This window comes from Stenotrophomonas sp. SXG-1, from assembly GCF_014083965.1.
GTDB lineage: Bacteria > Pseudomonadota > Gammaproteobacteria > Xanthomonadales > Xanthomonadaceae > Stenotrophomonas > Stenotrophomonas geniculata.
Map to the genome: position 1 here is coordinate 3,350,059 of NZ_CP046588.1, position 11,735 is coordinate 3,361,793.

General features: G+C 67.2%; 11 protein-coding genes. 5 read left to right on the forward strand and 6 right to left on the reverse strand.

Annotation, left to right across the window (positions count from 1 at the left end):
* Positions 1 to 87 precede the first annotated feature (87 nt).
* The 4 genes from prpF to prpB all read right to left on the reverse strand — a co-directional run bounded on the left by prpF (position 88) and on the right by prpB (position 6,120).
* Positions 88 to 1,266 carry a 2-methylaconitate cis-trans isomerase PrpF gene (prpF, locus tag GOC52_RS15395; RefSeq protein ID WP_054172323.1) on the reverse strand — a complete coding sequence of 393 codons (1,179 nt, stop codon included), beginning with the start codon at positions 1,264 to 1,266 and terminating at the stop codon, positions 88 to 90.
* Between the two features lie 50 nt (positions 1,267 to 1,316).
* Positions 1,317 to 3,935 carry a Fe/S-dependent 2-methylisocitrate dehydratase AcnD gene (gene acnD, locus GOC52_RS15400; protein ID WP_191849808.1) on the reverse strand — a complete coding sequence of 873 codons (2,619 nt, stop codon included), beginning with the start codon at positions 3,933 to 3,935 and terminating at the stop codon, positions 1,317 to 1,319.
* Between the two features lie 97 nt (positions 3,936 to 4,032).
* Complete coding sequence (gene prpC, locus GOC52_RS15405) at positions 4,033 to 5,190, reverse strand: bifunctional 2-methylcitrate synthase/citrate synthase (RefSeq protein WP_010482770.1); 1,158 nt, start codon at positions 5,188 to 5,190, stop codon at positions 4,033 to 4,035.
* Positions 5,191 to 5,226: 36 nt separating this feature from the next.
* The gene (gene prpB, locus GOC52_RS15410; RefSeq protein ID WP_010482769.1) at positions 5,227 to 6,120 is read right to left on the reverse strand and encodes a methylisocitrate lyase; all 894 of its coding nucleotides are present in this window, start codon (positions 6,118 to 6,120) and stop codon (positions 5,227 to 5,229) included.
* Positions 6,121 to 6,274: 154 nt separating this feature from the next.
* Between prpB and prpR the strand changes: the two genes are divergently transcribed.
* Complete coding sequence (prpR, locus tag GOC52_RS15415) at positions 6,275 to 7,858, forward strand: propionate catabolism operon regulatory protein PrpR (protein ID WP_191849810.1); 1,584 nt, start codon at positions 6,275 to 6,277, stop codon at positions 7,856 to 7,858.
* An 84-nt stretch (positions 7,859 to 7,942) separates the two neighbouring features.
* On the opposite strand, the gene pdxH is transcribed toward prpR, so the two are convergent.
* Entirely contained in the window at positions 7,943 to 8,542 is a 600-nt protein-coding gene (gene pdxH, locus GOC52_RS15420; protein ID WP_049410407.1) for a pyridoxamine 5'-phosphate oxidase, read from the reverse strand.
* 40 nt (positions 8,543 to 8,582) lie between these two features.
* Between pdxH and GOC52_RS15425 the strand changes: the two genes are divergently transcribed.
* Positions 8,583 to 9,410: a kinase gene (locus GOC52_RS15425; protein WP_191849812.1), complete on the forward strand. Its 828-nt coding sequence runs from the start codon at positions 8,583 to 8,585 to the stop codon at positions 9,408 to 9,410.
* Between the two features lie 6 nt (positions 9,411 to 9,416).
* On the opposite strand, the gene GOC52_RS15430 is transcribed toward GOC52_RS15425, so the two are convergent.
* Positions 9,417 to 9,620 carry a dodecin family protein gene (locus GOC52_RS15430; RefSeq protein ID WP_005410663.1) on the reverse strand — a complete coding sequence of 68 codons (204 nt, stop codon included), beginning with the start codon at positions 9,618 to 9,620 and terminating at the stop codon, positions 9,417 to 9,419.
* A 98-nt stretch (positions 9,621 to 9,718) separates the two neighbouring features.
* On the opposite strand from GOC52_RS15430, the gene GOC52_RS15435 reads away from it, so the two are divergent.
* The 3 genes from GOC52_RS15435 (at position 9,719) to GOC52_RS15445 (ending at position 11,730) form a co-directional block, all read left to right on the forward strand.
* On the forward strand, positions 9,719 to 10,261 hold the full coding sequence (locus GOC52_RS15435) for a shikimate kinase (RefSeq protein WP_010482764.1): 543 nt from the start codon (positions 9,719 to 9,721) through the stop codon (positions 10,259 to 10,261).
* On the forward strand, positions 10,258 to 11,370 hold the full coding sequence (gene aroB / locus GOC52_RS15440) for a 3-dehydroquinate synthase (protein ID WP_057502750.1): 1,113 nt from the start codon (positions 10,258 to 10,260) through the stop codon (positions 11,368 to 11,370). Before GOC52_RS15435 ends, aroB begins: the two co-directional genes overlap by 4 nt.
* Positions 11,371 to 11,490: 120 nt before the next feature.
* Entirely contained in the window at positions 11,491 to 11,730 is a 240-nt protein-coding gene (locus GOC52_RS15445) for a WGR domain-containing protein (protein WP_019336384.1), read from the forward strand.
* Positions 11,731 to 11,735: the final 5 nt, after the last annotated feature.

Consider the following 11,735-nt stretch of genomic DNA (forward strand, 5'->3'; position numbering starts at 1 on the left):
ACCATGCCAACCAAGGTTGGCATCTACCAAAGCAATCGGTCTCTGCGGCCCGGTAGTCGCCAACCCTGGTTGGCGTTTACCAGTACATCATTCGGCCGGCACCCGCACCTTGCCTTCCATCAGCACACGGGCGCTGCGGCTCATGATGGCCTTGGTCACTGTCCACTGGCCGTCAACGAGACCAGCCTGCGCACCCACGCGCAACGTGCCCGAGGGATGGCCGAAGGTCACCGCCTCACGTTCGCCGCCACCGGCGGCGCGATTGACGAGCGTGCCCGGGATTGCCGCGGCGGTACCGATCGCCACCGCCGCGGTACCCATCATCGCGTGGTGCAGCTTGCCCATCGACAACGCACGCGCGTGCAGGTCGATGGCCGACGCCGGGATCGCCTTGCCGCTGGACGACACGTAGTCCTGCGCCGGTGCCACGAAGGCCACCTTCGGCGTGTGCTGGCGGGTCGCCGCGTCTTCCAGGTTCCTGATCAGACCCATGCGCAAGGCGCCGTAGGCGCGGATCTTCTCGAAGCGCTCCAGCGCTCCTTTGTCCTCGTTGATCGCCGGCTGCAGCTCGGTACCGGTGTAGCCCAGGTCGGCGGCGTTGAGGAAGATCGTCGGGATGCCGGCGGTGATCATGGTCACCTCGAAGCTGCCCACGCCCGGCACCTCCAGGGTGTCTACCAGATTGCCAGTCGGGAACATCGCACCCGCGTCGCCATCATCGGACGGATCGATGAATTCGAGCTGGATCTCGGCCGCCGGGAAGGTCACGCCGTCCAGTTCGAAATCGCCGATCTCCTGCACTTCGCCGTCGCGCATCGGCACGTGGGCGATGATGGTCTTGCCGATGTTGGCCTGCCAGATGCGCACGGTGCACAGGCCATCGCGCGGCACGCGGGCGGGATCGATCAGGCCATTGGCAATCGCGAACGGACCGACCGCGGTGCTGAGGTTGCCGCAGTTGCCGCTCCAATCAACGAAGGCGGTGTCGATCGAGACCTGGCCGTACAGATAGTCCACGTCGTGGTCCGGCACCGAGGCGGTGGAGATGATCACGCACTTGCTTGTGCTGGAGGTGGCGCCGCCCATGCCGTCGGTCTGCTTGCCATACGGATCGGGCGAGCCGATCACGCGCATCAGCAGCGCATCGCGCGCGGGACCCGGCACCTGCGCGGCTTCGGGCAGGTCCTGCAGGCGGAAGAACACGCCCTTGCTGGTGCCACCGCGCATGTAGGTGGCGGGAATGCGGAGTTGGGGGAGAAATGCCATGAAAGATCCCTTGCAATGAAAGACGGCCCGTTGCCGGGCCGTCGGTTGCGTCACGCTACCTTGGCGCCTTCCAGGAAGTCCTGTGCGAAGCGCTGCAGCACGCCGCCGGCCTCGTAGATGGCTACTTCCTCGTCGCTGTCCAGGCGGCAGGTGACCGGCACGATCACGTCCTGGCCGTCGCGGCGGTGGATGACCAGGGTCAGTTCGGCACGCGGGGTACGCTCGCCGATCACGTCAAAGGTCTCCGTGCCGTCGATGCCCAGGGTCAGGCGGGTGGTGCCCGGCTTGAACTCCAGCGGCAGCACGCCCATGCCAATCAGGTTGGTACGGTGGATGCGTTCGAAGCCCTCGGCCACGATCGCTTCCACGCCCGCCAGGCGCACACCCTTGGCGGCCCAGTCACGCGAGCTGCCCTGGCCGTAGTCGGCGCCGGCGATGATGATCAGCGGCTGCTTGCGGTCCATGTAGGTCTCGATCGCTTCCCACATGCGCATCACCTTGCCTTCCGGCTCCACGCGCGCCAGCGAGCCCTGCTTCACGCTACCGTCGTCGTTGCGCACCATCTCGTTGAACAGCTTCGGATTGGCGAACGTGGCGCGCTGCGCGGTCAGGTGGTCGCCGCGGTGGGTGGCGTAGGAATTGAAGTCTTCTTCCGGCAGGCCCATCTTCGCCAGGTATTCGCCGGCGGCGCTGGAGGCCATGATCGCGTTGGACGGCGACAGGTGGTCGGTGGTGATGTTGTCCGGCAGCACCGCCAGCGCACGCATGCCCGCCAGCGTGCGCTCACCGGCCAGTGCGCCCTCCCAGTACGGCGGGCGGCGGATGTAGGTGCTCTGCGGCCGCCAGTCGTACAGCGGGCTGACCGCCGCGCCATGCTCCACGCGCACGTTGAACATCGGGTTGTAGACCTTGCGGAACTGCTCGGGCTTCACCGAAGCCTTCACCACCGCGTCGATCTCGGCGTCGCTCGGCCAGATGTCCTTCAGGCGCACCTCGTTGCCATCGGCATCCACGCCCAGCACGTCCTTCTCGATATCAAAGCGGACGGTGCCGGCGATGGCATAGGCGATCACCAGCGGGGGCGAGGCCAGGAAGGCCTGCTTGGCGTATGGATGGATGCGGCCATCGAAGTTGCGGTTGCCCGACAGCACGGCCGTGGCGTACAGGTCACGGTCGATGATTTCCTGCTGGATCTTCGGGTCCAGCGCGCCGCTCATGCCATTGCAGGTCGTGCAGGCGAAGGCGACGATGCCGAAACCGAGCTGCTCCAGGTCCGGCAGCAGGCCGGACTCTTCCAGGTACAGCTGCACCGCCTTCGAGCCCGGCGCCAGCGACGACTTCACCCACGGCTTGCGCTGCAGGCCACGCGCGTTGGCGTTGCGCGCCAGCAGCGCGGCTGCGATCACGTTGCGCGGGTTGGAGGTGTTGGTGCAGCTGGTGATGGCGGCGATGATCACCGCGCCATCGGGCATCAGGCCCTGCGCCTGCTCGGCCTTGCCGGCTTCCAGCTTGGCTTCATCAGCAATGCCACGCTCGGCCAGCTCCGCGGTGGCCACGCGCTTGTGCGGGTTGGACGGGCCCGCCATGTTGCGCACCACGCTGGACAGGTCGAAGCGCAGCACGCGCTCGTACTGCGCGGTCGCCAGATCGTCGGCCCACAGGCCGGTGGTGCGTGCGTAGTTCTCCACCAGCGCCACCTGCGAATCCTCACGGCCGGTCAGGCGCAGGTAATCGATGGTCTGCCCGTCGATGTAGAACATCGCGGCGGTGGCACCGTATTCGGGGCACATGTTGGAGATGGTGGCGCGGTCACCGATGGTCAGTGCCGCAGCACCCTCGCCGAAGAATTCAAGCCAGGCTCCGACCACGCGCTCCTTGCGCAGGAACTCGGTCAGGGCCAGCACCACGTCGGTGGCGGTGATGCCCGGCTGCGGGCGGCCACTCAGTTCGACACCGACGGTGTCGGGCAGGCGCATCCACGACGCACGGCCCAGCATCACGTTCTCCGCTTCCAGGCCGCCAACACCAATCGCGATCACGCCCAGCGCGTCCACGTGCGGGGTGTGGCTGTCGGTGCCCACGCAGGTATCCGGGAAGGCCACGCCGTCCTGCACGTAGACCACCGGCGACATCTTCTCCAGGTTGATCTGGTGCATGATGCCGTTGCCCGGCGGAATCACGTCCACGTTCTCGAACGCCAGCTTGGTCCAGTCGATGAAGTGGAAACGGTCTTCGTTGCGGCGATCCTCGATGGCGCGGTTCTTCTCGAACGCCTGCGGATCAAAACCACCACACTCCACCGCAAGCGAGTGATCGACGATCAGCTGCACCGGCACCACAGGATTCACCTTGGCCGGGTCACCGCCCTTGTCGGCGATCGCATCACGCAGGCCGGCCAGGTCGACCAGTGCGGTCTGGCCAAGGATGTCGTGGCACACAACGCGCGCCGGGAACCACGGGAAGTCGAGGTCGCGGCGGCGCTCGATCAGCTGCTTCAGCGAATCGCCGAGCGTGGCCGGATCGCAGCGGCGCACCAGGTTCTCGGCCAGCACGCGCGAGGTGTACGGCAGGGTGGCATAGGCGCCGGGCTGGATCGCATCGACGGCGGCGCGCGCATCGAAATAGTCCAGCGCGCTGCCGGGGAGGTTCTTGCGGTAATCGGTATTCATGGGCTGGCGGAGTGCTTGAGGCGGGCCGGGTGCCGGCGGTGCGGCGGCGAAAGCATCCGGCCGGCACGCGGCCGGCCGGATGGGTACAGCAGGTGGATCAGACGCGCTTGTCGATGGCGACGAAGTCGCGGTCTTCCGGACCGATGTAGTTGGCGCTCGGGCGGATGATCTTGCCGTCGATGCGCTGCTCGACGATGTGCGCGCTCCAGCCGGCGGTGCGGGCGATCACGAACAGGGGAGTGAACATCGCGGTCGGCACGCCCATCATGTGGTAGCTCACGGCGCTGAACCAGTCCAGGTTCGGGAACATCTTCTTGATGTCCCACATCACCGATTCCAGGCGCTCGGCGATGTCGTACATCTTCATGCTGGACTGCTCTTCGGACAGCTCGCGGGCCACGTCCTTGATCACCTTGTTGCGCGGATCGGAGACGGTGTAGACCGGGTGGCCGAAACCGATCACCACTTCCTTGCGCTCGACGCGGGCCTTGATGTCTTCCTCGGCCTCATCGGGGGTGTCGTAGCGCTTCTGTACCTCGAACGCCACTTCGTTGGCACCGCCGTGCTTCGGACCGCGCAGCGCGCCGATGCCACCGCAGATCGCGCTGTACATGTCGCTGCCGGTGCCGGCGATGACACGGCAGGTGAAGGTCGAGGCATTGAACTCGTGTTCCGCGTACAGGATCAGCGAGGTGTGCATCGCCTTCACCCACGATTCCTGCGGCTTCTCGCCGTGCAGCAGGTGCAGGAAGTGGCCACCGATGGAGTCGTCATCGGTCTCCACGTCGATCGCGCGGCCATTGTGGCTCCAGTGGTACCAGTACAGCAGCATCGAGCCGAGGCAGGCCATCAGCTTGTCGGCGATGTCACGTGCGCCCGGATGGTTGTGATCGTCCTTCTCCGGCGCCACGCAGCCGAGCACGGACACGCCGGTGCGCATCACGTCCATCGGGTGTGCCGACGGCGGCAACTCTTCCAGCGCCGCCTTCACCGCAGCCGGGATGCCACGCAGCGACTTCAGCTTGGCCTTGTACGAAACCAGCTCGGCGCGGGTCGGCAGCTTGCCGTGCACAAGCAGGTAGGCGATTTCCTCGAACTCGCTGGTGTTGGCCAGGTCCAGGATGTCGTAGCCACGGTAGTGCAGGTCGTTGCCACTACGGCCCACGCTGCACAGCGCGGTGTTGCCGGCAGCGGTGCCGGACAGGGCGACGGACTTCTTCGGCTTGAAGGTCGGGGTTGCGGTCGTATCGTTCATGTTTCCCTCCGAAAACTTGATGGTGCAGGGTACTGCTTATTTCTTGGCGGCGAACAGTGCATCGAGCTGCTGCTCGAAGGCGTGGTAGCCGATGCGGTCGTAGAGTTCTTCGCGGGTCTGCATGGTCTCCACCACATTGCGCTGGTGGCCGTCGCGACGCACCGCCTGGTAGACGTTCTCGGCCGCCTTGTTGGCCGCACGGAAGGCCGACAGCGGGAACAGCTGGATGGCAACGCCGGCCGAAGCCAGTTCATCGCGGCTGAACAGCGGGGTGGCACCGAATTCGGTGATGTTGGCCAGCACCGGCACCTTCACCGCGTCGACGAAGCGGCGGTAGGTGTCCAGATCGTAGGCCGCCTCGGCGAAGATGCCGTCGGCACCGGCCTCGACACAGGCAATGGCGCGCTCGATGGCCTTGTCCACACCGTCCACCTGGATGGCGTCGGTACGCGCGATCAGGAAGAAGTCCGGATCGGTCTTGGCATCGGCAGCCGCCTTCACGCGGTCGACCATTTCACCCTGCGAGACGATCTCCTTGCCCGGGCGGTGACCGCAGCGCTTGGCGCCGACCTGGTCTTCGATGTGGCAGGCGGCCGCGCCGGCCTTGATCAGCGACTTCACGGTGCGCGCGATGTTGAACGCACTCGGGCCGAAGCCGGTGTCGATGTCGACCATCAGCGGCAGGTCGCAGACATCGGTGATGCGGCGCACGTCCACCAGCACGTCTTCCAGGGTGTTGATGCCCAGGTCCGGCAGGCCCAGCGAGCCGGCGGCAACACCGCCACCAGACAGGTAGATGGCGCGGAAGCCGGCGCGCTTGGCCAGCAGGGCGTGGTTGGCGTTGATCGCGCCGATCACCTGCAGCGGCGATTCGGCAGCCAGCGCCTCGCGGAAGCGGGCACCGGCGGAGAAGGGGGTGGAAGCGGTCATGCGGCGATCCAGGTTGAGGTACGGAAAAGAAAGCGCAAGCACCATGCCAAGCTGCAAGCCGTTGATTTCACGGGCATGACCGCCATGCAGCGGTGAAACAAATGAAACATTGAAACAGATGTATCATGAAACACCCCGTCCCACGCACGCCGCCATGTACCTGCCCCGCTCGCCCCTGCGCCACGCCGACGCCGACCCCGGTCGCCCGGTGATCTGGACCGTCAGCGTTTCGCGGCTGACCGGTCTGCTCGGCGACGTCATTCCGGAGTTCGACCGCCGCGCGCGCATCGAGCAGATCAACCTCGGTTTCGAGGAAGCCGTGGACGTGATCGGCCAGCGCCTGCGCCGCGAGCACTGCGACGTGGTCATCGCAGGCGGCTCCAACGCGGCCTGGCTGCGCGGCCGGCTGGAGCTGCCGCTGGTGCCGATCCAGGCCAACGGCTTCGACCTGATGGAAGCGCTGGCCCGGGCACGACGGATCGCCAGCCGCATCGGCCTGGTCACCCACGCCAGCGACGTACCGGTGTTCAGCAACTTCCAGCAGAGTTTCGGCCTGGATATCGAGCATCGCCGTTTCGTCACCCGCGAGGATGCGCGCGACTGCATCGCTGACCTGCGCGCCAATGGCATCGAAGTGATCGTGGGCACCGGCATGGCCATCGATCACGCCGAACAGGCCGGCCTGCCCGGCGTGCTGCTGTACTCGGCCGACTCGGTGCGGCAGGCGTTCGAACATGCGCTGGAACTGACCCAGACGCTGGCCCGCTCCAGTGGCAACCGATCCACCCCACGCCGGCGCCCGGCAGTACGTGGCGACGCGCATGAACTGCTCGGCGACAGCGATGCGATGGCACAGGTACGCGCACAGATTACGCTCTATGCACCGCACGACAGCACCGTGCTGGTCAGTGGCGAAACCGGCACCGGCAAGGAACTGGTCGCGCGCCAGCTGCACGCCGCCAGCGGCCGGCGGGGTCGCTTCGTCGCGCTGAACTGCGGCGCGATCAGCGAATCGCTGCTGGAGGCAGAACTGTTCGGCTACAGCGATGGTGCCTTCACCGGCGCACGTCGCGGCGGACGCGTCGGCCTGGTTGAAGCCGCAGACGGGGGCACCTTGTTCCTGGATGAGATCGGCGAGCTGCCGCTGCCGTTGCAGACCCGCCTGCTGCGGGTGTTGGAAGAACGTGAAGTGCTGCGCGTGGGCGCCACCGAACCGACGCCGGTCGACCTGCGCGTGGTAGCCGCCACGCTGCAATCGCTGGAGCAGCGCGCAGCAGCAGGCAGCTTCCGTCGCGACCTGTATTACCGGCTGGCGGCGCTGCGCATCGCCCTGCCCTCGCTGCGTGCCCGGCGCGGGGACATTCCGCTGCTGGCACAGCACTTCTTCCGCCAGCTGCGTGGCATCGACGCGCCACTGGATGAGGATGCACTGGCGGTGCTGACCACGGCCGAGTGGCCCGGCAACGTGCGTGAACTACGCAATCTGGTGGATCGCCTGCGCATCCACTGGCAGCCGGCTGAAGGGCCTATTGATGCTTCGCGACTGCTGCAGCTTGCGCCCGAGCTGGCAAGCGAAGGCGCGACGGCACTGCCGCTGGAAAGTAACGGCAAACGCCCGCCGCGTGCGCAGCTGGAAGCATTGCTGCAGGAACATCGCAATGACCGCGAGGGCATGGCACAGGCGCTGGGCGTATCACGCACCACGCTATGGCGCTGGCTGCGCGCGGAGGGTCTGTAGAGCCGAGCCCATGCTCGGCTGCTTCTGCAGGGACAACAGCCGAGCATGGGCTCGGCTCTACCGCAGCCCCGGCACCGCCCCGACTTACGGATACAGCAGGCGCTTGCTCCAGCGCCCTTCGGCACCGGCTTCATAGCACCAGCGTTCGTGCAGGCGGAACTGCGCGCCGTACCAGAACTCGATGCGGTCGGGCACCACGCGCAGGCCGCTCCAACCCTCCGGGCGCGGCACGTCCTTGCCTTCGAAGCGGGCTTCGATCCCGGCAACGCGCGCGTCGAACTCTTCACGCGTTGCCAGCGTCTTCGACTGCTGCGAGGCCCAGGCGCCGATCTGGCTCATCCGCGGACGGCTGGCGAAATAGGCATCGGCTTCGGCGTCGGCCACCTGCTCCACGCGCCCCTCGATGCGCACCTGGATGCCGGCCTCGCGCAGGCTGCGCCACAGGAACAACAGCGCCGCCTGCGGATTGGCCTGCAGTTCCTGGCCCTTGTGACTGTCCAGATGGGTGTAGAACACGAAGCCGCGCTCATCGAACGCCTTCAGCAGCACGGTGCGTGCCGAGGGACGACCCTGCGTATCGGCGGTGGCCACGGTCATCGCATTCGGCTCGACCTCGCGGCTCTGCTTGGCCTCTTCGAACAGGCCGGCAAACGTGGACAGGGCTTCGGCGTACAGGTCGCTCATGATTGCGTTCTTCTCACACGGATTGGGCTATTGTGGCTGCATGGCCGCTGCTGCGTATATGCCCCAGGTGAAAGGATTCCCCGAAACATTGGCCGAACAGGTGCTGGACGACGCACTGGGCAGCGACGCAGCAGTTCCAGTATTGGCGATCAGCGGCCTGCAGGGGAGCGGCAAATCGACGCTGGCCGCGCAGGTGGTGGCACGTGCACAGGCACGCGGCCTGAACGCGGCGACGCTGTCGATCGATGATGTCTACCTGACCCGCGTGCAGCGCCAGCGACTGGCCCGCCAGGTGCACCCGCTGCTGATCACCCGCGGCCCGCCTGGCACCCATGACCTGCCGCTGGCCCACGCGGTACTGGATGCAGTGGCCGCACGCCAGCCCTTCGCGATGCCGCGCTTCGACAAGCTGGCCGATGAACGCCTGCCCGAAGCGCAATGGCCGCAGCTGCAACAACCGCTGGACCTGCTGGTGTTCGAAGGCTGGTTCCTGGGCACGCCTGCGCAGGATGACGACGCGCTGGACAGCCCGTTGAACGCGCTGGAACGGGAGGCCGACGCCGATGGCCGCTGGCGGCGCTGGTGCAACCAGGCGCTGGCCCGCGACTATCCTGCGCTGTGGCAGCGCTGCGACCGCCTGTGGTTCCTGCAGCCACCGGATTTCTCGGTGGTACCACGCTGGCGCTGGCAGCAGGAGCAGAACCTGCAGGCCGCGCAGCCGGGCCGGCACGGCATGAGCCGGCCACAGCTGGAGCGCTTCGTGCAGTATTACGAGCGGGTCAGCCGCCAGGCGCTGCGTGCCCTGCCCGCTCTGGCCGACCACGTGGTGGTGCTGGACGGCCAGCGACAGGTGCAGGACGTGCGCTGAGCGCGCCTATTCCACCAGGAAGGTCACCCGCAGGTTGACCCGCCATTCGGTGATCTCGCCACTGCCATTGGTGACCACCTTGGTCTCGTTCACCCAGGCGCCCTGGATGCCCTTGACCGTCTCGGAGACCTTTTTCAGCCCGCTGCGCACGGCGTCCTCCACGCTTTTCGGCGAGGAGGCGGTGATTTCGATGACCTTGGCGACCGTCATGGCCTGTACTCCGACTGGCGCGGGAGATCCCGCAGGAACGCCTACCCTGACGTGAAGAACGTAAAGGCCAGGGCACGGAGGTGTTAGCATCAGAGAGCATGAATCCTGCTCCGAACCTGATCCTGATCGGCCCGATGGGCGCCGGCAAAACCTGCATCGGCCGCCGCCTGGCCGAGCGCTTCACGCTGGACTTCGTCGACGTCGACCAGGCCATCGTCGATGCCGCCGGCGCCAGCATCCCGACCATCTTCGAGCACTCCGGCGAAGCCGGCTTCCGCAGCCATGAACGCGAGGCGCTTGCGCGCGTGCTGGAAGGCCGCGGCCAGCTGGTCTCCACCGGTGGCGGCGCGGTGCTGGATCCTGGCAATCGTGCACTGATCGCCCAGCGCGGCTTCGTGGTCTACCTGAGGGTCAGCGTGGCCGCGCAGCTGGAACGCCTGGCCCGCGACAAGGGCCGGCCGCTGCTGCAGCGCCCGGACCGCGAGCAGGTGCTGCACGATCTGGCCGCACACCGCGACCCGCTGTACCGCGAACTGGCCGACCTCACCCTCGATACCGACCCGTATACCGCTGCCGACGCGACCGCCCACCTGGTGGTCAAGCTGGCCACGCAATGGCAGCGCCAGGACCTGACCGCATGACTTCCCCCGCCCTGCTGCAGGTCGCCGTTGGCGGCGACCGCCCTTACACCATCACCATCGGCCCCGGTGCCCAGGCCGACGGCGCTGCGCTGGCCTCGCATGTTCGCGGCCGCCACGTGCTGCTGCTCAGTGACAGCGAAGTGGCCCCACGCTATCTGGACGCCGTGAAGCAGACGCTGTTGGCCGCACGCCCCGACCTGATCGTCGGCGAGCACGTGCTGGCCGCAGGCGAAGCCTCCAAGACCCTGGCCGAGTTCGGCCGTGCGATCGAAGCACTGGCCGCGCTTGGCGCCACCCGCGACGCCTGCGTGTTCGCCCTCGGCGGCGGCGTGGTCGGTGATCTCGCCGGTTTTGCAGCCGCCTGCTGGATGCGCGGCGTGGACTGCGTGCAGCTGCCGACCACCCTGTTGGCGATGGTCGATTCGTCGGTGGGCGGCAAGACCGCGGTCGACATTCCGGCCGGCAAGAACCTGGTCGGCGCCTTCCATCCGCCGCGCGCAGTCATTGCCGATACCCGCGTGCTGGCTACGCTGCCGCCGCGCGAACTGCGTGCCGGCCTGGCCGAAGTGGTGAAGTACGGCGCGCTGGGCGATGCCGTGTTCTTCGAATGGCTGCAGCAGCATGCCGATGCGCTGATCGCCGGTGAAGACAACGTGCTTTCCGAAGCCATCGCGCGCAGCTGCCGGCACAAGGCCGCCATCGTCGAGCGCGATCCGTTTGAGAAGGGCGAGCGTGCCCTGCTCAACCTGGGCCACACCTTCGGCCATGCCATCGAGACCGAACAGGGCTACTCGGCCCCGGGCCGCGATGCGCTGAACCACGGCGAGGCCGTAGCGGTGGGCATGGTGCTGGCGGCGAAGCTGTCCACCCACCTGGGCCTGGCCGAGGATGCCGACCGCGCGCGCCTGCAGTCGCTTCTGGAACGCCTTTGCCTGCCGGTGGCGATTCCGGCCGGGCTGGACCCACAGGCCCTGCTCGGCCGCATGCGGCTGGACAAGAAGAACGTGGCCGGCCGCCTGCGCCTGGTGCTGTGGCGCGGCATGGGCCGTGCCGAGGTGGTGCCGGACGTGGATGAGGCGGCGGTGCTGAAGGTGCTGGGCGCGGGCTGACCTTTCCGCGTTCGCCGGGCATGGCCCGGCGCTGACGGATTGTGCTGCGGCATGAAGCGCAGCCGAGCGTGGGCTCGGCTCTACAGGTCCGTGCCGCCCCGGGGCGATACAATCGGCGCCATGCACGTCTACCTGCAACATCCCGACGCCGGTGCGCAGGCACCGCGCTTCCTGCGCCTGAGCCTGCAGCCGGATCTGTTCGGCGGCTGGGAACTGCTGCGCGAAAGCGGCCGCGTCGGTGCCCGCTCGCAGCTGCGGCGCGAGCTGTTCCTGCAGGCCGACGAAGCCCGCCATGCTTTCGAGAAGGCCCGCGATGCCGAACTGCATCGCGGCTTCCAGATCCTTTCGCACGGCGACTGACGCCG

Bases quoted from the DNA above. Each gene is read 5' to 3' on its own strand.
- aroB (WP_057502750.1), top strand. From the start codon at position 10,258: ATGACTTCCCCCGCCCTGCTGCAGGTCGCCGTTGGCGGCGACCGCCCT.
- pdxH (WP_049410407.1), bottom strand. From the start codon at position 8,542: ATGAGCGACCTGTACGCCGAAGCCCTGTCCACGTTTGCCGGCCTGTTC.
- prpR (WP_191849810.1), top strand. From the start codon at position 6,275: ATGTACCTGCCCCGCTCGCCCCTGCGCCACGCCGACGCCGACCCCGGT.
- GOC52_RS15435 (WP_010482764.1), top strand. From the start codon at position 9,719: ATGAATCCTGCTCCGAACCTGATCCTGATCGGCCCGATGGGCGCCGGC.
- prpC (WP_010482770.1), bottom strand. From the start codon at position 5,190: ATGAACGATACGACCGCAACCCCGACCTTCAAGCCGAAGAAGTCCGTC.
- acnD (WP_191849808.1), bottom strand. From the start codon at position 3,935: ATGAATACCGATTACCGCAAGAACCTCCCCGGCAGCGCGCTGGACTAT.
- GOC52_RS15430 (WP_005410663.1), bottom strand. From the start codon at position 9,620: ATGACGGTCGCCAAGGTCATCGAAATCACCGCCTCCTCGCCGAAAAGC.
- prpB (WP_010482769.1), bottom strand. From the start codon at position 6,120: ATGACCGCTTCCACCCCCTTCTCCGCCGGTGCCCGCTTCCGCGAGGCG.
- GOC52_RS15425 (WP_191849812.1), top strand. From the start codon at position 8,583: ATGGCCGCTGCTGCGTATATGCCCCAGGTGAAAGGATTCCCCGAAACA.
- prpF (WP_054172323.1), bottom strand. From the start codon at position 1,266: ATGGCATTTCTCCCCCAACTCCGCATTCCCGCCACCTACATGCGCGGT.
- GOC52_RS15445 (WP_019336384.1), top strand. From the start codon at position 11,491: ATGCACGTCTACCTGCAACATCCCGACGCCGGTGCGCAGGCACCGCGC.